The 23,456-nt window shown below is 70.7% G+C and carries 17 protein-coding genes; 11 read left to right on the forward strand and 6 right to left on the reverse strand.

The features are described from left to right. Positions 1–51: 51 nt before the first annotated feature. The 4 genes from AB0K35_RS13315 (at position 52) to AB0K35_RS13330 (ending at position 4,186) form a co-directional block, all read left to right on the forward strand. Entirely contained in the window at positions 52–849 is a 798-nt protein-coding gene (locus AB0K35_RS13315; protein WP_363885381.1) for a BTAD domain-containing putative transcriptional regulator, read from the forward strand. Positions 850–978: 129 nt separating this feature from the next. Continuing rightward, complete coding sequence (locus tag AB0K35_RS13320) at positions 979–1,389, forward strand: TcmI family type II polyketide cyclase (RefSeq protein ID WP_357364102.1); 411 nt, start codon at positions 979–981, stop codon at positions 1,387–1,389. A gap of 1 nt (position 1,390) precedes the next feature. Continuing rightward, positions 1,391–2,740 carry an NAD(P)/FAD-dependent oxidoreductase gene (locus AB0K35_RS13325; protein WP_363885383.1) on the forward strand — a complete coding sequence of 450 codons (1,350 nt, stop codon included), beginning with the start codon at positions 1,391–1,393 and terminating at the stop codon, positions 2,738–2,740. A 345-nt stretch (positions 2,741–3,085) separates the two neighbouring features. After that, complete coding sequence (locus AB0K35_RS13330) at positions 3,086–4,186, forward strand: hypothetical protein (RefSeq protein WP_363885385.1); 1,101 nt, start codon at positions 3,086–3,088, stop codon at positions 4,184–4,186. Positions 4,187–4,405: 219 nt separating this feature from the next. On the opposite strand, the gene AB0K35_RS13335 is transcribed toward AB0K35_RS13330, so the two are convergent. Beyond that, complete coding sequence (locus AB0K35_RS13335; RefSeq protein WP_363885387.1) at positions 4,406–5,122, reverse strand: isocitrate lyase/phosphoenolpyruvate mutase family protein; 717 nt, start codon at positions 5,120–5,122, stop codon at positions 4,406–4,408. A 189-nt stretch (positions 5,123–5,311) separates the two neighbouring features. Then, the gene (locus AB0K35_RS13340) at positions 5,312–5,614 is read right to left on the reverse strand and encodes a GNAT family N-acetyltransferase (protein ID WP_363885389.1); all 303 of its coding nucleotides are present in this window, start codon (positions 5,612–5,614) and stop codon (positions 5,312–5,314) included. A 129-nt stretch (positions 5,615–5,743) separates the two neighbouring features. On the opposite strand from AB0K35_RS13340, the gene AB0K35_RS13345 reads away from it, so the two are divergent. From AB0K35_RS13345 to AB0K35_RS13355, 3 genes are all read left to right on the forward strand, one after another. Beyond that, positions 5,744–6,439, forward strand: a complete 696-nt coding sequence (locus AB0K35_RS13345) for a thioredoxin family protein (RefSeq protein WP_238672287.1) — start codon at positions 5,744–5,746, stop codon at positions 6,437–6,439. Between the two features lie 40 nt (positions 6,440–6,479). After that, positions 6,480–6,878, forward strand: coding sequence for an MmcQ/YjbR family DNA-binding protein (locus tag AB0K35_RS13350; protein WP_238672288.1), 399 nt, complete (start codon positions 6,480–6,482; stop codon positions 6,876–6,878). A 155-nt stretch (positions 6,879–7,033) separates the two neighbouring features. Then, on the forward strand, positions 7,034–9,916 hold the full coding sequence (locus tag AB0K35_RS13355; RefSeq protein ID WP_363885391.1) for a glycosyl hydrolase: 2,883 nt from the start codon (positions 7,034–7,036) through the stop codon (positions 9,914–9,916). A gap of 94 nt (positions 9,917–10,010) precedes the next feature. On the opposite strand, the gene AB0K35_RS13360 is transcribed toward AB0K35_RS13355, so the two are convergent. After that, complete coding sequence (locus AB0K35_RS13360; protein WP_363885393.1) at positions 10,011–11,396, reverse strand: endo-1,4-beta-xylanase; 1,386 nt, start codon at positions 11,394–11,396, stop codon at positions 10,011–10,013. Between the two features lie 339 nt (positions 11,397–11,735). Continuing rightward, a complete protein-coding gene (locus tag AB0K35_RS13365; RefSeq protein ID WP_363885715.1) occupies positions 11,736–13,511 on the reverse strand; it encodes a family 43 glycosylhydrolase in 1,776 nt (591 codons plus the stop codon). A 695-nt stretch (positions 13,512–14,206) separates the two neighbouring features. On the opposite strand from AB0K35_RS13365, the gene AB0K35_RS13370 reads away from it, so the two are divergent. From AB0K35_RS13370 to AB0K35_RS13380, 3 genes are all read left to right on the forward strand, one after another. Beyond that, positions 14,207–16,540, forward strand: a complete 2,334-nt coding sequence (locus AB0K35_RS13370) for a beta-L-arabinofuranosidase domain-containing protein (RefSeq protein WP_238672291.1) — start codon at positions 14,207–14,209, stop codon at positions 16,538–16,540. A gap of 162 nt (positions 16,541–16,702) precedes the next feature. Continuing rightward, positions 16,703–17,641 carry a superoxide dismutase gene (locus AB0K35_RS13375; RefSeq protein ID WP_238672292.1) on the forward strand — a complete coding sequence of 313 codons (939 nt, stop codon included), beginning with the start codon at positions 16,703–16,705 and terminating at the stop codon, positions 17,639–17,641. 136 nt (positions 17,642–17,777) lie between these two features. After that, a complete protein-coding gene (locus tag AB0K35_RS13380; RefSeq protein ID WP_238672293.1) occupies positions 17,778–18,650 on the forward strand; it encodes an endonuclease/exonuclease/phosphatase family protein in 873 nt (290 codons plus the stop codon). A gap of 46 nt (positions 18,651–18,696) precedes the next feature. On the opposite strand, the gene AB0K35_RS13385 is transcribed toward AB0K35_RS13380, so the two are convergent. Both AB0K35_RS13385 and AB0K35_RS13390 read right to left on the reverse strand, forming a co-directional pair. Further along, positions 18,697–19,581: an MHYT domain-containing protein gene (locus AB0K35_RS13385; protein ID WP_238672294.1), complete on the reverse strand. Its 885-nt coding sequence runs from the start codon at positions 19,579–19,581 to the stop codon at positions 18,697–18,699. A gap of 166 nt (positions 19,582–19,747) precedes the next feature. Further along, complete coding sequence (locus tag AB0K35_RS13390; RefSeq protein ID WP_238672295.1) at positions 19,748–22,549, reverse strand: DEAD/DEAH box helicase; 2,802 nt, start codon at positions 22,547–22,549, stop codon at positions 19,748–19,750. 86 nt (positions 22,550–22,635) lie between these two features. Here AB0K35_RS13390 and AB0K35_RS13395 point away from each other — a divergent pair, with 86 nt between their 5' ends. Then, positions 22,636–23,406 carry an HAD-IA family hydrolase gene (locus AB0K35_RS13395; RefSeq protein WP_238672296.1) on the forward strand — a complete coding sequence of 257 codons (771 nt, stop codon included), beginning with the start codon at positions 22,636–22,638 and terminating at the stop codon, positions 23,404–23,406. The last annotated feature ends 50 nt before the right edge of the window (positions 23,407–23,456 follow it).

A 23,456-nucleotide genomic window follows, 5' to 3' on the forward strand; every position in this document is an offset into this window, starting at 1 on the left:
ATCCGGAACACAGCAGACAGTCGGGACGAGCGTTCCGCAGGGGGTGCCGCCGTGGCCGCTGATCCGTCCGTGCCGACCGCCGGAGACCCGCCCGAGGAGGGCGTCTCACTGCACCTGCTCGGAGGTTTCCGACTCCTCCGCGAGGCGGTGCCGGTGGTGGTGCCGCGCGGGCTGCAACGAGTGATCGCGCTGATCGGGCTCCGCCCCGGCGCCACCCGCAGCCAGCTCGCCGGGCTGCTCTGGCCCGACGCGTCGGAGGAACGGGCGCTGTCCTCCCTGCGTACCGCCCTGTGGCGGCTGCGACAGGACCCGTGCTGCCCGATGACAGTGGCCAGCGACACCGTACGCCTCGGCCCGGCGGTTCGGCTCGACGTGGACGACCTGGTCGGCACCGCGGCCCGGGTCCGGGACGGCGACGACCCGCGCACCGCGGCCGGGGCGCTCGCCGCCGGACGGCACGACCTCCTCCCCGGCTGGTACGACGACTGGGTGCTGCTGGACCGGGAACGCCTGCGCCAACTTCGCCTGCACATGCTGGAGCAGGTGGCCGGGCACCACCTGGCCGCGGGACGGCACGGCGAGGCCCTCGAAGCCGCGTTGGAGGCGATGGCCGCCGAGCCGTTACGGGAGACACCACACCGTCTGGTGGTCCGCATCCACCTGTCCGAGGGCAACGCCTTCGAAGCCGTGCACGCGTTCTACGTCTACCGGGACCTGTTGCGCCGGGAGCTGCGGCTGGAGCCGAGCCCCGCCATGAGCGCCCTGCTCGACGACACCCTCGCCCCGATCCGCCAGGCCAGCCGCGAGGCCATCGCCGACCGCCCGTCACCCGCCGCCCGGCGTACGTGACGGCGGTGCCCGTCACCGCCCGGTCGGCGTACGTGACGGTGATGTGACAGGCACTGCGGCACGGTGGGCGCACAGAGCACGTGGCACCGGCCCCGAGGGGCTGGGCAGGCCACCGGCGGAAGGGGTCCCATGAGTCGTCTACTGATCGTCAGCCGGATCATCCCGGGAGCGGAGGGGCGGGTCGCGCAGATATTCGCCGAGTCCGACGCCACCGAACTGCCCAGCCTGACCGGTGTCACGCACCGATCCCTGTACTGCCTGCACGACCTGTGCGTACACCTGCTGGAGACCTCGGACGACGTCGACCCGGACGCGCTCGCGGCGGCCCGCAACCACCCACTCTTCCGACAGGTCAACGAACGGCTCTCCGCGCACACGTCGCCGTACCTGCCGACCTGGCGCTCCCCCCGGGACGCGATAGCCGGCTGTTTCTACCGGTGGGACGCGGCCGAGGCGCCCGCCGCGCGCCCGGCCGGCACCGAGGCGCCCGCTCCGCGCCCGGCCGTCACCGACGCGCCCGCCGCGCACCCGGCCGGCTGACATGTCCGCCGCGCCGCCGCACGTCCTGATCATCGGCGCGGGCACGGGCGGGCTGTGCCTGGCGCACGGCCTGCGCCGCGCCGGGATCAGCGTCGCCGTCTACGAACGGCACCGCGACCGCGCCGAAGGGCTGCTCGGCTACCGGGTCGGCATCGGCCCCACCGGTAGCCGGGCGCTGCGGGAGTGCCTGCCCCCGGAGCTGTTCGCCACCTTCCTGGCCACCTGCGCCCGGCCGCCGCACTACTTCAACGTCGTCACCCAGGGGCTCCGCCAGACCGCGTCGTTCGCGCTGCGGCCGAACGCCGACCCGGTACGCACCGAACACTCGGTGGCCCGGATGGTGCTGCGCCAGGTGCTGCTGACCGGCCTGGAGGACGTGGTGCACTTCGACAAGACCTTCACCCGGTACGAGCAGCGCGACGACGGCACTGTCACAGCGCACTTCGCCGACGGCACCAGCGCCACCGGCGACCTGCTGGTGGCTGCCGACGGCACCCACTCCGCCGTACGTCGCCAGTACCTGCCGCACGCCGTCACCCGCGACGCCGGGACGATCAACATCGCCACCCGGATCCCGCTGACCCCGCACACCCGCGGTCTCATTCCGGAGCGGGTCCAGCAGGGCATCTCGCTGATCTTCGGCGTCGGCGGGATGATGGGCGTGCTGCACGTCATGGAGTTCAAGTGGGACGCCGAACGCAGGATCAAGCCCGGTGTCAGCGAGCCCGACGCGGCAGTGCTCCGGGACTGGCCCGGCCTGGCCCACGACACCACCACCGACAACATCAACCTGATCATCTGGAGTGCGGCAAACCGGTTCCCGACCGACATCATGGAACGCCGCGGTGAGGACCTGGTGCAGGTCGCTCTGGACCTCACCGCGAACTGGCACCCGCACCTACGGGAACTGCTCACCCACGCGGACCCGGCCAGCGCCCTACCGATCAAAGTGTCCACGTCCGAGCCGGTGCCGCCCTGGAAGAGCAGCACCGTCACCATGCTCGGCGACGCCATCCACACCATGACCCCCGGTCGGGGCGTGGGCGCGAACACCGCGCTGCGCGACGCCCGCCTGCTCTGCGCACAGCTCAGCCGCGCCACTGCCGGCGACAAGACGCTGCTCCAGGCGGTCGCCGACTACGAGGCCGTGATGGCGCCGTACGGCTTCGCCCGGGTCGCCGAATCGTTGAACCGCAGCGGCACCAGCGGCGACGACCGGATGTACCGGCCGGTGGTGGGTCGGCTCGCGTTGCTCGGCGCGCGCGGCTACTTCGGAGTGACCAGCCGGGTACCACGGCTCCGTCGCCGGTTCGTCGACGACTTCCACACCTATGAGGGCGACCGGGACTGAACCCCGCATCGCCCGACCCGGGCTCGGCGTTCCGCGCCGGGCCCGGGTCGCATCATGTCCGGCGCGCTCACGCCCCGGCCGGTCCCGCCGATGTCCATTCCATGCCCGGCCTCGGTCTCGTCGCGTCCGGGCCCTGCCGGGTCCCGGTCTTTCCAGTCCTCGTCTCGACGGGTCGGGTTCTGGTCCGATCGGGCGACGCTGTGTCACCCGGCAGGCACCGGCTGAGGTGGCCGGCCCGTCCGCAACGCTGTCGGCCGATCCTCTCTCTCGCCGGCAATACGCGTGTGCGAAGCTGCGGCGAGTTTTTCTCGTGACTTTTCCAACGAGCTGAGAGGGAGGTTCGCCGTGGCGTGGTCTTTCGGACACTCGCTGATACTGGTACTGGCACTGTTGCTGGGCCTGGCCGCCGGGTGGCTGCTGCGCGGCCGGCGGGGCGTACAGGGCAATTCGATTGTGGATGGTGACCCCGTCGCCGGCCTGGCCGTCATCGAATCGCCCACGCCGGCTGCCACCACCGACGAGGACCGGCCCGCGGCCGCCGTCGACCGGGCACCCACCGCGGTCGCCGACGAGCCGGTGCCGGTCGACACGGTCAGCGCGCCAGCCGCGGTGACCGGGCCGGACGGTCCCACGCCGGTGCCCGTGCCGGCGGACGCCCCGAGCACTGTCGACCCGGCGGACATGGCGCTGACCGAGGACCCGCCGCCGGTACCGGTGACCGAGCAGTCCGACGCTGAGGAGCTGCGGCAGGAAGCGGCCCCCGAGCCGGTCATTGTCGACGAGCAGCCTGCCCCGGCGGCCGTGGTCGCTCCCCGCCAGCCCGCGGACGACCTCCCGACCGCCGACGACGCGCCGGTCGCGGCCACCACCGCCGACAGCACGCCGGCCGACACGACGCCGGCCTCCGTCGGCGCGGCCGACGATGCGGAGACCAAGGCCACGACGGCCGACCCGGCGGAGGCACAGGCGATCGCCGACCAGTCGGCCGCCGAGCCGGCGCAGGCCGACTCCGTGCACGCCGAGCCGGCGCAGGCCGACTCCGTGCACGCCGAGCCGGCGCAGGCCGGGTCCGCGGTCGACGCTGCGGAGGCCGAGCGGTCGGCGGTGGCCACGCCTCCGGTCCGGCCGGTCAGCACCGCGACCCCTCCGGTCCGATCGGCCGCCGACGCGACGATCAGCAGCGTCGACGCCGACCCGACGGGCCCGGCCGACGACTTCCGCCGGATTCAGGGAATCGGGCCGAAGATGGCGGCCGCGTTGCAGGACGCTGGCGTGCGTACGTACGGCCAGCTCGGCGAGTTGGACGAGCCGGCGCTGCGAGACCTGATCCGGGCCGCCGGCCTGCGCGCCGCACCTGGGCTGGCCAGCTGGCCGCAGCAGGCGCGCGTGCTCGCCGGCGCCGGCGAGGAGATGGCGGCGGTGCTGCCGAACGGCAACCAGGCCTGACCGCCTGCAACCGAGCCCCCGGCTGCCGTCATCACGACGGCGCGCCGGGGGCTCGGCCGTTGCTGTCGAGAATCCCCGACGCCACCCCGGTGATCGACTCGGCATTCCGGAAACCGCGCCATCCATCCGACCCGGACACCCCGACTTCCAGGAACCCGAGTCGATCACGCCAGGCCGAGCGGCTGCGGCGCAGCGCTGACCCGTGAGTGGCGGGCAGCCTCAGGCGCGCAGCTCGGCCGCGAGGTCACCGATCGACGCCATCGCGTACCGCTGCATACCTGGACCGAAGGTGATGCGTGTCGCGCCGTGGCGGCCCAGCTCGGCCACGGACTCCCGGTCCGGTCCGGCGGCCATGTTGATCGGCCCGGAGATGCCCTCCCGCAGCTGCGGGAGCACCTTCAGCGGCGCCAGGATCGGGTAGACGCAGTCGGCGCCGGCCGCCACGTAGCGGCGGGCCCGTTCCACCGCGTCGGCCGGGTCACCCGTCCCGACCAGGAACGTGTCGACCCGGGCGTTGATGAAGAGCGCGTCGCCCGCCTCCGCGCGCACCTCGGCCAGCCAGTCCGCGTGCCGCTGCGGGTCCTTCAGGGTGGCGTGCCCCTCCGAGTCTTCCAGGTTGCAGCCGACCACGCCGGCCTCCACCAGCCGCCCGACCAGTTCGCGAGGGGCGAGGCCGTAACCGCCCTCGACGTCCGCGGACACCGGAATGGAGACAGCGCGGACGATGCGCGCGACCGCCGCGAACATCTCGTCCGGCGGGGTCGAGCCGTCCTCGTAGCCGAGCGAGGCGGCGACACCCGCGCTCGGGGTCGCGAGCGCCTGGTAACCGGCGTCGGCCAGCACCCGGGCGCTGGCCGCGTCCCAGGGGCCCGGCAGGACGAGCGGGTCACCGGCGGGGCGGTCCTGGTGCAGGGCACGGAAGGTGGCGGCTGTCATCGTTGGTGTCTCCCGACGGGGCTGCGGAGGGGCGGGGTTCAGGCGGTGTATCCCCCGTTGGAGTCAAGCACGGCACCGGTGATGTACGAGGCCGCGGGGCTGGCCAGGAAAGCGAGGGCCGTGGCGGTCTCGGGCCAGGCCACGGCAGTTCGACGAGGAGCAGGTGATCCGCGCGGTCCGGGAGCGCGGTTATTTGATCTTGCGGGTGGACCTGACCACGATGTTCTCGTACTCCGGGTGCTTGACCACCCAGTCGGCGATGAACGGGCAGATCGGCACGACCGTCCGACCCTTGCTCCGCGCGTCGTCCAGCACGGCCCGCGCCAGCGTCGACCCCACGCCCTTGCCCTCGTACGCCGGATTCACCTCGGTGTGGGTGTAGGCGATGATCGAGCCGGTGAGCTGGTAGGTGACGAACCCGACCACCGCGCCGGCCTCGTCGCGCGCCTCGAAACGCTCCCGCGTCGGCGCCTCTGTCACTGTGAACTGCACAGGACCATCCAACCACCCGGCCGGCGGCGCTCGCCGCAAGGCCGGCAGGGGACGCGACCCACGCGCATTGTCTCGGTCGGAACGGGAAACGCAACGCCGCCGGGCAGCAGTGGGAGGAGACAGGCCACCATGACGAATCCATCGACGGACGGCGGCTTCGCCGTCGTCGAGATGTTCACGTCCCAGGGCTGCAACAGTTGCCCTCCCGCCGAGGAGTTGCTGAGCGAGATCGAGCGCGACGCCCGGGCTCGGGGCCAGAACGTCTTCGCCCTCGGGTTCCACGTCGACTACTGGGACGACCTGGGCTGGCCCGACCAGTTCGCGGACGCGGCGTACACCGCGCGCCAGGAGGCGTACGCCCGCGCGTTCGGTACCAGAGGTCTGTACACCCCGCAGATGGTCGTCAACGGCACCGTCGAGTTCGTCGGTTCCGATCGCCGCCGGGCGGCCTCCGCGATCATGTCCGCCATAGCCTCGGCCACCGCCACACCACTGGCGCTCTCCATCGGCAACCTGGGCAATGACCGGGTGATGGTGGAGTACCGGACCGAACAGCCGCCGGAGCGCGCGGTGTTGCACGTGGCGGTCGTGGAACGGGACCTGACCAGCGACATCGCCCGGGGGGAGAACGCCGGGCGGACGCTGCGGCAGGACAACGTCGTACGCGCCTTCAGGTCGGTGGGCCTGGACGCCGAGCGGGGGCAGGTGGAGCTGGCGACACCACCCGGTCTCGATCCACGGAGCGCCAGTGTTGTCGGTTATGTCCAGGAGAACGGCGAACGGGCGATCGTCGGCGCCACGGCCATCGAACTGTCCACCGCGTAACCTCAGCGCATGCTCATGGTGCGCGGTGCGAGGGGGTTCGGTGGCTGACGCGGACGACGTACGCCGGGTGGCGCTGGCCCTGCCACACACTGTGGAGATCGCCAGTGCCGGCTTCGACTTCCGGGTGGCCGACAAGGGCTTCGTCTGGTCCTATCCGGAGCGGACGCCGGGCAAGCCTCGGGTGATCCGGCTCGACATCGCTGTGCTGTTCGTCGGCGACGAGGCGGAGAAGCAGGCTCTCCTGCTCGGGGAACCCGAGATCTTCTTCACCACGCCCGGCTACCAGGGCCTGCCCCTGGTGCTGGTGCGCCTGGCGGCGGTCGACCTGGACCGGTTGACCGAGCTGGTCACCGACGCGTGGCGGATGCGCGTGCCGGACGCGCTGTTGGGCGACAGCGAGGGCGAAGTGCTGGGCGACCATGCGGGCGTCGGCAAATAGCGACATCAGCACGCAACGGGTTGGACACATTGACGGGGATCTCGGTACTCCATTACCGTGGCCGAGAGAGCGCTCTCTCACCTGACCTTCCCCCCAATTCAGACGCAAAGCGCTGGACCCGGCAAGGGCCGCACCCAGCGCGCGATGGAGGCACGATGAAACCTCCCGTCCCCCACCGCCGATGGTCCCTGGCCGCCGCCACCGCGCTGGCCCTGGTCGTCGGCGGCCTCGCCATCCCCGTCACCCGCGCGGCCGAAGCCGCACCCGTCGGCGCCGGCAGCTACACCACCACACCTGTCGGCCCGCTCCCCAGCGGCTGCGGCGCGATGTCCAGCAACCCCCGGCAGTTCGCCACCGCCAACGCGCCCGCCGGGCCGATCCCCACCAACGACTGGTGGTCCTCACTGCTGTGGAAGCGCACCGACTGCTCGTTCAGCGAGCCGCTGCACGCCCACCCGATCTCGTACGACACCTTCGGCGACGGGCTCGGCTTCTCCGCCAACTCCACGCCCGCCATCAGCGGCACCGCCACCGGTGTCGGTGAGTTCCACTACCCGTACGTGCAGGACATCCGGGTCGGTGTGGCCGGGCTCGCCGCTCCACTGGTGAAGGTCGACGGCTGGACGGACTGGACGGTCAGCCCGCACTGGAGCGACGGCACGCGCACCATGCGCGCGACCATCGGCCACGGTTTGCCCTTCGCGTACTTCCAGACCACCGGGGGGAACGCGCAGATCAGCACCGCCGGCACCCCCGACGTCTGGTCCAACAGCGGCGCCACCATCGGCTTCCGGGTCAACGGCCACGACTACGTCGGGTTCGCACCGAGCGGCGCCAGCTGGAGCGTGGCGTCCGGGCGGATCTCGTCCACCCTGGCCGGTCGCGGTTACTTCTCCGTCGCCCTCCTGCCGCCCACGTCGAGCACCACCGAGCGCGCCAGCCTGGCCGCCACCTATGGCCAGTACGCGCACGCCCACGTGACGGGCACGCAGGTGTCGTACGCCTACAACCCGGCGACCAGCGGCCTGACCACCACGTACGCTTTCACCACTACCGCGCGGGAGGGCACCGCCACGCAGACAGTGGTCAGCCTCTACCCGCACCAGTGGAAGTCGCTGAGCGGTTCCACCGCGATCACGCCGACCTACCCGTCGGCGCGTGGCCGGATGAAGGTGCTCACCGGCGTCAACCAGTTCCGCACCGCGATGAAGTTCCAGGGCATCCTGCCGGAGCTGCCGGCCGTCGGTGACGGCAGCGGTGGTGACCTGTCGACGCTCACCGGGCACCTGGCCGCCACCCGCGCGAACCCGATGGACCAACGCGGCAACGACACCTACTGGACCGGCAAGGGGCTCGGCCGGGCCGCGCGGATCGCCGAGATCGCCGACCAGGTGAACGACACCACGACGCGCGACAGCGCGCTGAACGCCATCCGCAGCACGCTCACCGACTGGTTCACCGCGTCCAGCGGCAAGACCAGCAGGGTCTTCTACTACGACAACAACTGGGGCACCCTGATCGGCTACCCGGCGTCGTACGGGTCCGACCAGGAGCTCAACGACCACCACTTCCACTACGGCTACTACATCGCCGCCGCCGCGACACTGGCGAAGTTCGACCCGGCCTGGGCGGCCACCAGCCGCTACGGCGGCATGGTCGACCTGCTGATCCGGGACGCCAACAACTACCGTCGCGACGACACCCGCTTCCCGTACCTGCGGGACTTCGACATCTACGCCGGGCACGACTGGGCGTCCGGGCACGGCTCCTTCGGCTCCGGCAACAACCAGGAGTCCTCGTCGGAGGGGATGAACTTCGCGAGCGCCCTGATCCAGTGGGGGCAGACGACAGGCAACACCGCGGTCCGCGACGCGGGCGTCTTCCTCTACACCACGCAGGCCGCAGCGATCCAGGAGTACTGGTTCGACGTGAGCGACCAGAACTTCCCGAGCGCGTTCGGGCACTCCACGGTCGGCATGGTCTGGGGCGACGGCGGCGCGTACGCCACCTGGTTCAGCGGCGAACCGGAGATGATCCAGGGCATCAACCTGCTGCCGGTCACCGGCGGTCACCTCTACCTGGGCAACAACCCGGCGTACGTGCGGACCAACTACGCCGAACTCGTCCGCAACAACGGCGGACAGCCCACTGTGTGGCAGGACATCCTCTGGCAGTTCCAGGCCCTCGGCGACCCCGACACGGCGCTGGCGAACCTCCGTGCGAACCCGGGCTACACCCCCGAGGAGGGAGAGAGCCGGGCGCACACCTTCCACTGGATCCGTAACCTCGCCGCCCTCGGCAATGTCGACACGACGGTGACCGGCAACCATCCGTTGTCCGCTGTCTTCTCCCGCAACGGGGCGCGGACCTACGTGGCGTCGAACCCGACGGCGACGCCGATCACTGTGACGTTCTCCAACGGCACCACGCTCGCGGTGGGCGCCGGCAGGACGGCCACCACCGGGGCGTATACCTGGAGTGGTGGCAACGCGGCCGGCGGTGTCCCCCCGACGACGCCGACCGATCCACCGCCGACGACCACCCCGCCGCCGACCACCCCGCCGCCGTCCACCGGCGGGCCGACGCGGTACCTGTTGCCCGGAGGTGGGTTGGGCGTCGCCGGTAGCGCGGCCACGACGACGGTCGCGGCGGCGAACGGAAACCACGACGGTACGCCCACCAACGCCCAGGTCTTCACGGCGACCGGCCTCAACCTCGCCTACGCCGGCGGGCAGACGGCGTTCGACCTGTTCGTGGACGCCGGGACGGCGGTCGGCAACGGCGTGCAGGTGCGGATCTCCTACGACCTCACCGGCAACGGCAGTTGGGAACGGGTGGAGACGCTGCGCTACTTCGCCACCGACCCGGTCACCGGCTACGAGCACTACACCCAGAACGCCGGCCTGTCCTCGGCCACCGGCACGTTGGGCGCGCTGAGCAACGGCACGGTCCGGGTGGAGGTCTGGTCGGCGATCGGCAACAACCCGACCACGCTGGGCATCGGCAACCAGTCGGTGCTGCGGCTTCCGTACTCCTGATCGATCTGATCGTCGCGACACGACGTCGGCCGGTGTGCAGGACCAGGATCGGTCCCCCACACCGGCCGATGTGTGCCGGGTCAGTCAGTCGTGCTCAGGAGGCGGTGCAGGTGGGCGTGATGCCGGCCCCACTGCCCGTGCCCTGGAAGCCGAACTCGGTGACCTGGCCCGCGCCGAGGCGGCCGTTGTAGTCCACGTTGGCGAACCGCACACTGCCGGTCGAGCCACTGGCCGTCGCGCTCCAGGTGTTCGTGATACTCGCACCGCTCGCAAGGGTGACACCGACGTTCCACCCGCTCGTGCCGGCGGAGCCGGCGGTCACCTTCACGGTGGCCACGAACCCGCCGTTCCACGAGTTCAGTGACACCGACGCCGAGCAACCGGCCGTTCCCGGCGGCGGAGTGGTGGGCGGCGGGTCCGTCGGCGGGGGCGTCGTCGGCGGCGGGTCCGTCGGCGGGGGCGTGGTGGGGATGGCCGGGCCGGCGTTGAGGGCGTTCAGAACGCTCGTGTACGCGGCCTTCTTGTTGCCGTTGCAGTCGAACAGCAGCGCGTTGTCCGAACCACGCCACGAGTCGCAGTCGCGCACACCCCAGGTGGTGATGCCTGTGCAACGGGAGACGTTCATGCAGGCGCGGGTGACGGCGCCGAAGATGTTGGCCTGGTTGCCGCCGGTCATCACGTCCAGCTCGGTGATCTGCACGTCCACGCCGAGGTCGGCGAACCGCTGCAGGTTGGCCTGGTAGTCACCGGCCAACGAGGTGCCCAGGTGCGACTGGAAGCCCACGCAGTCGATCGGCACGCCACGGGACTTGAAGTCCCGCACCATGTTGTAGATGCCCGTCGACTTCGCGTTGACCCCGTCGGTGTTGTAGTCGTTGTAACACAACTTCGCACCCGGATCCGCCGCCCGCGCCGCCCGGAACGCCGCCTCGATCCAGTCGTTACCGGTGCGCTGCAGGTTCGAGTCCCGACGCCCACCACCACCACCATCGGCGAACGCCTCGTTCACCACGTCCCAGGCATAGATCTTGCCCCGGAAGTGCGTCGCCACCTGCGTGACATGGTTGATCATCGCGCTGCGCAACGCACTGCCCGACATGCCCTGCGCCCAACCCGGCTCCTGCTGGTGCCACAGCAACGCATGGCCCCGCACGCTCATGCCATTGGCCTGCGCGTGACTGACCAGACGATCACCACCGGTGTAGCTGAACCGACCCTGCTGCGGCTCGGTGGCGTCCCACTTCATCTCGTTCTCAGCCACGACACTGTTGAACTCACGGTTCAGAATGGTCGTGTACGCGCTGGTGGACAGCTTGCCCGTCGCGACGGCCGCGCCGAAGTAACGGCCCTTCTCGGCCGCCGAGGCCCGGAGGGTCGTGCCGGCGCTGGCCGTGGAGGTCAGCGTCATCGTCATAGCGGCGGCGAGAGCGCCGGTGACTGCGATGGTCACCGCCGCTCGCAGGGCTCTTCTGTGATTCATGCGGATTCCTTCTCTGTGGTGGTGCAGCGATGGAGACGCACGCCCGAATCTGCTCCTGCGACAGGGAGACGTCAGCAACGGTCGCCGTCGCGGCAGCGGTGCGGGGAGTCCTGACCCGACGTCCGGCATGCCCTGGGCGGACGTCGCGGGTCGAGGTGCCACAGCAGGTTCGCCCGGTGAACCACTGGTGCGGCTACCCTCAAGCATCGACTGTGAGCGATAACATGCTGTTCGTCAAGTCGTAACCAACCGCGTCAGGAAACGGGCCGCCCCGTCGCAGTGGTGGGGCACGTCGCCGTGCTGCCGGAGCCGCGCCGGGTGCGGCTCCGGCAGCAACCGTCACTGGAACGAGGCGTCGTCGACGAGGAGGCTGTCGGTGCCCTCGGCCGTCTCCACGTAGAAGGCGGCGTTGCTCAGCGTGCCGCTCCACGAAACGGTAGTGGTGCCGGTGAGCAGGGTCCAACCGTTGACGTTCACTCCCACCGCCGGCGTCAGCTGGAGGTAGTTCGTCGTGCCGTTGGCTGTCAGCGACAGCGTCGCCTTCGCCGACGGGGTGCCGCTCTGCGCTCGTACCCAGACGTTCGTGGTGTAGCTCCTGCCGTTGGTGAGCTTGGCGGTCACGTCCTGGCTGGGGCCGTTCCAGGCGCCGGTCCGGCCGGTGATCGACAACGATCCGCTGCCGCCGTGCGCGACAGTGGTGTTCCTGGCGAGGGTGCCGCTGCCGTGCACACCCCAGCCCGTCGTGCCGTTCTCCACGTCGCCGTTGGTGAGCAGGTTGGTGGCGCTGCCGCCGGTACCGCCGAACTGCCACCAGTTGATGTTGAACAGGTTGCCGCTGCCGCCGGCGAAGCGCAGGTAGAGATCACGGGTGCCGGTCGCTCCGCTGACCGCGCAGGTGGTGGTGCTCCAGGTCTGCCAGCCGCCGGTGCCACCCACCGTGCAGGTGCCCACGGTCGGGCCGTTGGCACTGTCGAGGCGTACCTCGATCCGCCCGCCGCTGGTGGCCGACGCGACCCGGGCGCTGAACGAGGTCGCACCCGCCCCGAACGCGACGCCCTTGACCTTGATGTAGTCGCCGTTCTCGATCCAACCGACGTTCATCCCGCCCTCGCCGGACGCCTCGGTCTCGATCCCCGAGCCCCACGCGATCGTCTCGGCCTCCTGCCGCACGTACGGGTTCAGCGTGCCCACCTGCGGGGCACCGGTGTTCGTCATCGTGATCGTCGGGAACAGGCCATTGCTGCCGTAACTGAACTTCTCCACGGCGACCGAGCGGGTGTAACCACCACCACCCGGCAACGCCCCGTTGTGATAGAAGAAATACGAACCGCCCTGGAAATCAATCACACCCGCGTGATTGGTGAAACTGGCGCCCTGCCGCGGCATGATCGTTCCCCGATACGTCCACGGCCCGGTCGGTCCCGTCGCGGTGGAGTACGCGATGAACTCCGAGCAGCACTCCGCCGCGAACACGTTGTAGTACAACCCGTTGCGCTTGAACACCCACGGCCCCTCCTCATACAGCGTTGGCCGACTCGCATTGCCGTTACGGGTACCGAACCCCGCCGTCGTGAGTGGAATGCGTGTCGCGCTGCCGGAGAACGAAATCATGTCCGGGTTCAACTTCACGTACCACAGACCCGGGTTACCCCAGTACAGATACGCCTGCCCGTCATCGTCGATGAACGCGTGCGGGTCGATTTCGTTGTTGCCGACCAGTGGTCGACCGAGCGCGTCGCGGAACGGCCCGGTCGGGCTGTCCGCCACCCCGACACCGATGACCATCTGCCCGTTGGAACGCTGGCGCACCGGCACGTACCAGTAGAACTTGCCGTTACGCGGAACGACCTGCCCGGCCCACGCGTTGGCGTCCGCCCAGGCGAACGTCGCCAGGTTCATCGGCGAGCCGTGATCGGTCCAGTTCACCATGTCGGCGGACGAGTACACCCGCCACTCACGCATTGTGAAATAGGTGGAACCGTCCTCGTCATGTCCGGTGTAGAGGTAGACCCGACCGTTGTGCACCATCGGCGCCGGGTCGGCGGTGTAGATGTTCTGGACAATGGGGTTGTCGGCCCTGGCCGTACCCGGAATCAGTGCGAGGAGACAGGCCATGCTCGCCAGCCAGGCGATGACGCGCCTGGCCCGGCGGGTGGCCCGGGTTGTGGTTCGATCTGTCACTTTCACTGTTACTCCCACAGAGAGTGCGCCGTACGCGATGTCCGACTGGGCGAGCCACCGCTGTGCCAGCGGCCGCGCGAACGGGCGTCGCCGTTCGCGCGCCGAGCAGCACGACCGGCGGCCGTGTTAGCGCTAACAGGTTGTTCCTGAATGCCTCCTCCCCCATCTGACCTGGATTTTTGTGAGGCGCGGGATGACCGTCGTAACCACATCGCAGCATTGATGTATCGACGTTGACATCGAAGATTTACGATGCACGGTACTGAGCGGCCGGACGGGCGTCAACGGAGGGAAAGTCGACAGCATCCGTCACACACGGTCACACTCCGATGATCGCGAGTCCGGCGGATGTCCGTCTCGGGCCATGACCGCCACCGGGCCCGACACCCCCAGGCCAGGTCGCCTCGGAAATGGGTCAGCGAGGCGCCTCGGGGGTTGCGGGCGTGTTAACGACGAACTATGTTAGCGATCACATCGATGTGCCGCGATAAGCGCAGGGGTGGGCACCCGGCGTCCACGGCGACCCACGTTCCACCCACCCACACCGCACCCGTCGCCGGCCCCATGCCGCCGACGATCCCCCGCCATCGATGGCGGCCCCGACGTACCCGGCCACCTGGAGGTTCCCCATGCCACCCCTGCCCCTCAGCCGCCGCCACCTGCTTCAGGCCGCCGGAGCCACAGTGGTGGTCTCCGCGAGCGGCGTCGCCGTCTCCCCCGGGAGCGCGTCCGCGGCCGTTGTGCCCCCGGCCCGGTCCGACATCGGCGTCTCGGCGTACGCGTTCGACCCGGGTCAGGTACGACTCAGCTCCGGCCGTTGGATGGACAACCAGACCCGGACGCTCAACTACCTGCGGTTCGTCGACGTCGACCGGATGCTCTACAACTTCCGCGCCAACCACCGGCTGTCCACGAACGGCGCCGCCACCAACGGGGGCTGGGACGCGCCGAACTTCCCGTTCCGGACCCACATGCAGGGCCACTTCCTGAGCGCCTGGGCGTACGCGTACGCGGTGCTGGGTGACACCACCTGCCGGGACAAGGCGAACTACATGGTCGCCGAACTGGCCAAGTGCCAGGCGAACAACGGTGCCGCCGGGTTCGGCGCGGGTTACCTCTCCGGCTTCCCGGAGTCCGACTTCACGGCGCTCGAGGCTCGGACGCTGTCCAACGGCAACGTGCCCTACTACTGCATCCACAAGACCCTCGCCGGTCTGCTCGACGTCTGGCGCTACATCGGCAACACGCAGGCCCGTACGGTGCTGCTGTCCCTCGCCGGCTGGGTCGACACCCGGACATCCCGGCTGAGCTCCAGCCAGATGCAGTCGATGCTGGGCACCGAGTTCGGTGGCATGAACGACGTGCTCGCCGACATCTACCAGCAGACCGGCGACTCCCGCTGGCTCGCCACCGCACAGCGGTTCGACCACAACTCCGTGTTCAACCCCCTGGCCTCCGGCCAGGACCAGCTCAACGGGCTGCACGCCAACACGCAGGTGCCCAAGTGGATCGGCGCCGCCCGCGAATACAAGGCCACCGGGACCACCCGTTATCGGGACATCGCCAGCAACGCGTGGCGAATCACCGTCGGCGCGCACACGTACGCCATCGGCGGCAACAGCCAGGCCGAGCACTTCCGGTCGCCGAACGCGATCGCCGGCTACCTCAGCAACGACACCTGCGAGCAGTGCAACACGTTCAACATGCTCAAGCTGACCAGGGAGCTGTGGCTGCTCGACCCGAACCGGGCGGACTACTTCGACTTCTACGAGCGCGCGCTGATCAACCACCTGATCGGCGGGCAGAACCCGTCCGACAGCCACGGTCACATCACCTACTTCACCCCGCTGCGGCCAGGCGGACGTCGCGGTGTCGGCCCGGCGTGGGGTGGCGGCACCTGGAGCACCGACTACAACTCGTTCTGGTGCTGCCAGGGCACCGGCCTGGAGATCAACACGAGGTTGATGGACTCCATCTACTTCTACAACGGCACCACACTGAGCGTGAACCTGTTCACGCCGTCGGTGCTGAACTGGACGCAGCGCGGCATCACTGTCACCCAGACCACCAGCTTCCCGGTCAGTGACACCACCACGCTGACCCTGTCCGGCTCGATGAGCGGGTCGTGGAGCATCCGGGTGCGGATCCCGTCCTGGACCAGCGGCGCGACGATCGCCGTCAACGGCACTGTGGAGAACGTCACCACCACACCGGGCAGTTACGCCACGGTCACGCGCACCTGGGCCGCAGGCGACACCATCACCGTGCGGCTGCCGATGCAGGTCGCCGTCAAGGCCGCCAACGACAACGCCAACGTCGGCGCGGTCACGTACGGCCCCGCGGTGCTGGCCGGCAACTACGGCAACACGGCCCTGAGCACCCTGCCCACCCTCACCGTCTCCTCGATCACCCGGACCAGCACCAGCTCGCTCGCGTTCACCGCCAGCGCCAACGGGTCCACGGTGAACCTCGCCCCCTTCTACGACGCCCACGGCTACAACTACACGGTCTACTGGAACACCAGCGGCAGCGGCGGCCCCACCGGCAGCTACCGCCTGGTCAACGTCGGCACCGGGCTGGTCCTCGGTGTCCAGAACATGTCCACCGCCGACGGTGGTCTGGCCGTGCAGTGGGGCGACAGCGGCACCGCGGACCACAACTGGGTGGTCATCACCGACGGCAACGCGGTCCGGTTCCGCAACGTCAACAGCGGCAAGGTCCTGGGCGTGGAGAACATGTCCACCGCCGACAACGCCCGGGTCCTGCAGTGGGCCGACAACGGGACCGCCGATCACCGGTGGATCCTGGTGGACAACGGCGACGGCACCTACAAGATCCGCAACGTCAACAGCAACAAGCTGCTCGGGATCCTGAACGCGTCGACCGCCTGGGGAGCGCAGGCCGTGCAGGATCCGGACAACGGCAGCGCGGACAACCGGTGGAGGCTGGTCCGCAACGCCTGACCTCCGCCCCGCTCGACGGGGTCACCGGCGCGGTCACCCCCGAAGGCCGCGCCGGTGACGCCGGGCGGACGCCCGCCAGCGGTCGTACAGTGGGGAGGGTCCTGGCCCCAGTGAACGTGGCGGACGTGTCGGCTCGTGCCGCTTCCGCCCGGAAGGAGCACAGTGAACCGCCCCCTCCGCACCACGCTCGGCGGCGCGTTGACCGCCGCCATGCTGGCCACCGTCGCCGCCGCGCCGGCACAGGCGCACCCCGCAGGGCCGCCGCCGGCCGTCGTCGCCCTCCCCGACGGGTTCCAGCCCGAGGGCATCGCCACCGCCGGCCGGTACGCCTACTTCGGCTCCCGCGCCACCGGTGCCATCCAGCGCGTCGACCTGGTCACCGGCCGGGGCACGACGATCGGCGCGGCCACCGGCACGCCGTCGCTCGGCCTCAAGGTCGATCCACGTGGCCGGCTCTTCGTCTCCGGGGGCACGGCCGGCGACGCTCGCGTGCTCGACACCCGCACCGGCGAAGTGTTGGCCCGCTACCAGTTCGCCACCGCCCCGACGTTCGTCAACGACGTCGTGCTGACCCGTGACGCGGCGTACTTCACCGACTCGAACCGGCCGGTGCTCTACCGGCTGCCGCTCGGTCGCGGTGGGGCGCTGCCGCCCGCCGACGCCTTCACCACGATCACGCTGACCGGCGCGTACGAGCAGGTCGGCACGGGGGTGAACCTCAACGGCATCGCCACCACACCGGACGGCCGGGCGCTCATCGTCGTCCAGTCCACCACCGGCACGCTGTACCGGGTCGACCCGGCGACCGGGGCGAGCACCGTCGTGGACGTGCCGGGCCACACCTTCACCAACGGCGACGGACTTCTCCTGCTCGGCCGCACCCTCTACGTCGTGCAGAACCGCCTCAACCAGATCGCCGTGGTCCGGCTGAACCATGCCGGCACCGCCGGAGCGCTCACCAGCACCATCACCGATCCGAACTTCGACGTACCCACCACAGCGGCCAGGGCGCTGGGCCGGCTATACCTGCCCAACGCCCGATTCACCACACCGCCGACCCCCACCACGCCCTACACGGCCGTCGCGGTCCGCGCCCACTGAGCGACCCGAGGGGGTACGCGCCGCGCGGCGCGTACCCCCTCGGCCCACCGCTCTGGATCTCGATCGTCGATTCGGCCGCCAGTAGGATCACTGGCACCTCGGCGACGACTGTCGCCTCGTGCACCCCGGAGTTCGTGTGGCCGCCCGCCAGTACCGCTTCCTGCGCCGGACCCTGGCCGTGGGCTGCCTCCTCGCCGCCGCCGCACTGCCGGCCAACCGGCCGGACGCATCGCGTGCCGCGCCCACCGACGCCGCGCAGCCCACTGTTCTACGGATGCTCCAGCTGAACCTCTGCAACAGTGGCCGCGCCGGCTGCTACACCGGCCGAGCGATGGCCAGGGCCGCCGAGGTGATCACCATCGAGGCACCCGATCTGGTCACCCTCAACGAAATCTGCGCCGGTGACGTGTCCGAGCTGCGCGGCGTCTTTCAGACCGTGCACCCCGGGCGAACCGTCGTGGCCGCGTTCCAGGCCGCCGGCGACCGACCAAGCGGTGACGACACCCGCTGTCGCAACGGCCAACGGTTCGGCATCGGGCTGCTGGCCCACGTGCGGACGCCGGCCGCCCCGCCCACCGTGTACGCCGGAACCCACCCGACGCAGGACCTCGCGGACCCCGAGGAACGAGCCTGGCTCTGCGTCGACGTCGACGGCGCCCTGCTCGCCTGCACCACGCACCTGTCGGCCACCGGCTACCGCGTCGCGCTCACCCAGTGCGACCACCTGCTCGACACCATCCTGCCGACGATCAGCCGCAACGCCGGGTACGAGCCCACCGTGCTGGGTGGCGACCTGAACCTGCGCGCCGGCCACGACCCCGACGTGCGGTCCTGCACCCCGCCGGGCCATCAGCGGGTCGACGACGGCCGACTGCAACACGTCACGGCGACCACCGACATCACCCTCTGCTGTCGCAGCCTGGTGCCCATGCACGGGGCGACCGACCATCCCGGGCTGCTGGTCACCCTCGCGATCGACGGCAGCCGCCCCAGCCGGCGGCCGACCTGATCCGCCGCCTCAGCGGGCGCGGATGGGGCGGGCCGGCCGCACGGCGTCAGCGCGGCGGTGTGTCCCGGCGGGACGGGAACGGCGTGCCGGGCTGGCCGAGAGTGGAGCGGGCACGCAACCCCACCGGGTCGGGAGCAGCGGTGGGCGCCGCAGCCGCCGGCTCCGAGAGCCGCCGCCCGTCCAGGTACGCGGTGGCGGCCCGGTCGTCGTCGGTCGGAGCGGCGAGCAGCGCGTAGAGCAGACCGACGACCCCGAAGATCACCGCGAGCACGATCGGCACGAGCAGGGTGCTCACCCCGGCGCCGGTCACCTCACCCGCCCGTTCGTGACGGTGCACCGACAGGGCGCTCATGCCGGTGAAGTGCATCCCGTTGACGGCGATGCCCATGACCAGCGCGGAGGCGAAGATCGCCAACCCCCGCCGGACCGTCATCGCGAGCCACAGCGCGACGGTGGACGCCACCACGGCGATGACCACCGACAGCACGACCCGGACCGTGTCATAGCCGAGGCTGCCGTTGAGGCGCATGGCGGCCATGCCGGTGTAGTGCATGGAGGCCACGCCCGCGCCGGTGAAGATACCGCCGGCGATCAGGCGTACCGGATTCAGCCGGCCGGTGCCCACGATGGCCAGGCCGATACCGACCGCCCCCACGGCGATGGCCGTGCTGGCCGCGGTCAGCGGCACGTCGTAGCGGATCCGGGTGTTCTCCACGGCGAAGCCGAGCATGGCCATGAAGTGCATCGCCCAGATGGCGGTGCCACCCAGCGCCCAGGCCGACAGCAGACCCCACCACGCCCGCTGACCGTTCGTCCGAGCCGTGCGGATGCGCCCGGCGCACACCAGACCGAGGATCGAGCCGAGCACGGACAGCGCGTAGCTCAGCGAGGGCGTGATCCACCCATACTCAAAGTGATTGATCTCCGCCACGGCGGCTTTCTCCCCATTCGTTACCGACGCGTCAACAAGACGCCTCGGCAATGATCAGGGGTGCTGTGATCAGGCGCAACAGTGCCCCCCGCGCTGTTCGAGGGGTGCCGTCGCGGTAACCGTCCGCTGCGTCGATTCACCGACGAAAAATGACTGAGCGTGATTGTCACGCTGACGTGTGGTACGCGAGAACGCCTCGATTGACTGCCGCTATAGCCTGTCGAGCCGTCGACCGCAGCTCCGTTGTGGCACCGCCGGAGTCGGCAATCTGACCGAGCAGGTCGACCACCTGTCGGGCCCACCGGACGAAGTCACCGGCGGGCATTTCGCCATCGATCTCGTGACCGCTGCCGAGCACCTTCGCCAGCGCCTCGCCCCGGGCCCACCGGTAGACGGGCCAGGCGAAACCGAGATCCGGCTCCCGGGTCGCCGTCAGCCCCCGCGCCGCCTCGTCGGCCTCGATCTCCCCCCACAGCTTCAGCGTCTCGTCCACCGCGTCGGCAACCGGCCCGCGCGGCAGCGACGCCCGCTCGTCGACATCGCGGCGCGCCTCGAACACCACCACTGACACCGCGGAGGCCAGCTCGGCAGGGGACAACCCGTTCCACACCCCCCGGCGCAGACACTCGGCGACCAGCAGGTCCGCCTCGGTCCAGATCCGGCCCAGCATGCGACCGGCGTCGGTGACCGCGCCGTCGCGGGCGAGGTAGCCACGCTCGGTCAGCAACGCCACGATCCGGTCGAACGTTCGCGCGAGGGACCCCGTACGACCACTGACGCGCTCGCGCAGCTCCTCGGTGTCGCGCTCCAACCGCCGACGCCGCTCCGCCCAGCGGGCGTGCTCCTCCCGCTCCGGGCAGGCATGGCAGGGGTGGTGACGCAGCTCGGTGCGGAGCTGGGCGATCTGGTGGTCCTCGCCGCTCACCTGCCGGGAACGGCCGCCGCGTCGGCCACCGTGCCGATCCAGGCCGGTGCCGCTGACCTCGGCGGCCAGATCCCGCCGGGCACCCGGGGACCGGTGGTTGAAGTGCTTGGGCACCCGGATCCGGGCCAACACCTCGGCCGGAGTGGTGAAGTCGCCCGGGCTGACCCGCCCGGCCCAACGGTCCTGGGTGAGTACCAGCGGCCGGGGCTCACCGAACCCACCGGTCGCCGGGTCCAGCACCACGGCCAGCCCGGCCCGCCGGCCCGACGGCACCCGGATCACGTCGCCGACCCGCAGCCGCTCCAACGAGGCCACCGCGGCGGCCTTGCGCTGGGTCTGCCCCTGCCGGGCGATCGCCTTCTCCCGGTCGGCGATCGCCACCCGCAGCGCGAAGTACTCGTCGAAGTCGCCGTGATGGCAGGCGGCCTCCGCGCCGTACGCCTCGATGGTCTCGGTGTTGCGCTGCACCTGCCGGGCCAGGCCGACCACCGACCGGTCCGCCTGGAACTGGGCGAACGAGGACTCCAGCAGGGCCCGAGCCGGCTCCGCGCCGACAGTGCCGACCAGGTTCACCGCCATGTTGTACGACGGCCGGAAGCTGGAGCGCAGCGGGTAGGTGCGGGCGGACGCGAGCCCGGCCACGTGCCGTGGGTCGGTCTCCGGGGACCACACCACGACGGCGTGCCCCTCCACATCGATGCCTCGCCGGCCGGCGCGCCCGGTGAGCTGCGTGTACTCCCCCGGGGTCAGGTCGACGTGCGCCTCGCCGTTGTACTTGACCAGCCGTTCCAGCACCACGCAGCGGGCCGGCATGTTGATGCCCAACGCCAACGTCTCGGTGGCGAAGACCGCTTTGACCAGGCCGCGGACGAACAACTCCTCGACGACCTCCTTGAACACCGGCAGCATGCCGGCGTGGTGGGCGGCCAGGCCGCGTTCCAGGCCGTCCAGCCACTCCCAGTAGCCCAGGACCGACAGGTCCTCGCCGGGAATGGCGGTGACCCGCGACTCGACGACCCTGCGGATCTCGGTCCGCTCCTCGGCCGAGGTGAGCCGCAGCCCGGCGGCGAGACACTGCTGCACCGCGGCGGCGCAGCCGGCCCGGCTGAAGATGAACAGGATCGCCGGCAGCAGACCCTCCCGGTCCAGTCGGTCGACGATGTCCGGGCGCAACGGGCCACGCCAGCGCGGGCCGCGCCGGCCGGCACCCGGCCCAGCGCTGCGCCCCTCACCCAACTCCAGCCGCCGCGCGGTCTCCCGGGTGTAGCGCAGCAACTCCGGGTGCACGTCGTGCTTGCGGGCGGCGTCGGCGTCGTGGAACAGGTCGAACATCCGCTTGCCGACAAGCATGTGCTGCCACAACGGCACCGGCCGGTGCTCGCTGACCACCACGGCGGTCTCGCCGCGCACGGTGACCAGCCAGTCGGCGAACTCCTCGGCGTTGGAGACGGTCGCCGACAACGAGACCAGGGTGACCGAGGCGGGCAGGTGGATGATCACCTCTTCCCAGACCCCACCGCGGAACCGGTCGGCCAGGTAGTGCACTTCGTCCATCACCACGTAGGCCAGGCCCTCGAGGGTGCTGGAGCCCGCGTAGAGCATGTTGCGCAGCACCTCGGTGGTCATCACCACCACCGGGGCGTCGCCGTTGATCGCGTTGTCGCCGGTCAGCAGGCCGACCTGCTCGGCGCCGTAACGGGCGACCAGGTCGTGGTACTTCTGGTTGGACAGCGCCTTGATCGGCGTGGTGTAGAAGCACTTGCGCCGCGCCGGTGGGGTCGTCGCGTCGACGGCGGGCACCGGATCGTCGGGCCGCCCCCGCAACGCCAGGTGGACGGCGAACTCCCCGACCACCGTCTTGCCGGCACCGGTGGGAGCGCAGACCAGCACACCGCTGCCCCGCTCCAGCGACTGGCACGCCTCCCGCTGGAAGTCGTCGAGGTCGAACCCCAACTCGAGGGCGAACTCGTCCAGCGCCGGAAACTGTGCGGCTTGTGCGGCCTTGCGGCGCGCCGCTGCGTACCGCTCGGCGGGGCTCGACATGGCACCAAGATTAGTGCGTGCCGAGTCATGTCACCCCACAAGGCCGTCCGGAGGGGCGGTCGGGGGCGGTCGGTAGGGTGCACGGCGTGCCGGACCATGCCGAACCGCCCCAGACCAGTCCGCCGGGCACCGCCGAAGCGCCCGCCGCCCGCCGGGCGTCCCGACGCCCTGTCAAGGCGGTGCTCTTCGACTTCCACGGCACCCTGGCGCAGGTGGAGGACCCCCAGCGGTGGGTGCTGCAGGCCGCGGCGGCGTGCGGCGTCACGCTGGACCGGGTCCGCGCCACCTCGCTGGCCGACCGACTGCTGACCGCCGGCCGCGCCGGCGGGCCACTGCCGGCACGGGTGCCGCCCCGACTCGCCGAGCTGTGGGCCGACCGGGACCTCTACCAACACGCCCACCGGGGCGCGTACACCGGGCTGGCCGAGACCGTCGACGCCGGCATCGACGGCTTCGCCGACGCGCTCTACGAACGGCTGCTGACCACCGAGGGCTGGCTGCCGTACGCCGACACCGCCCCCACGCTGACCGCGCTGCGCGACGCCGGGGTGCCGGTGGCGGTGGTCAGCAACATCGGCTTCGACCTGCGGCCACACTTCGACGCCTGGGGGCTGACCGACCTGGTCGGCGCGTTCGTGCTGTCGTACGAGGTGGGGCGCTGCAAACCCGACCCGGCGATCTTCTGGCGTGCCTGCGGCATGCTCGGCGTCGACCCGGAGCAGACACTGATGGTCGGTGACACCCCGGCGGACGCGGGCGCGGTGGCCGCCGGCTGCTCGGTGCTGGTGCTCCCGGCAGCCGAGCCGGGCCGGGAGAACGGGCTGGGCGCGGCGCTCGACCTCGCCCTGCCGTCCTGAGCGGGCGTGCTGTGCCGTCAGTCGGGAATGTGAGTCACCGGTAGCTCCAC

The sequence above is a fragment of the Micromonospora sp. NPDC053740 genome, from assembly GCF_040677775.1.
Lineage (GTDB): Bacteria > Actinomycetota > Actinomycetes > Mycobacteriales > Micromonosporaceae > Micromonospora > Micromonospora alfalfae.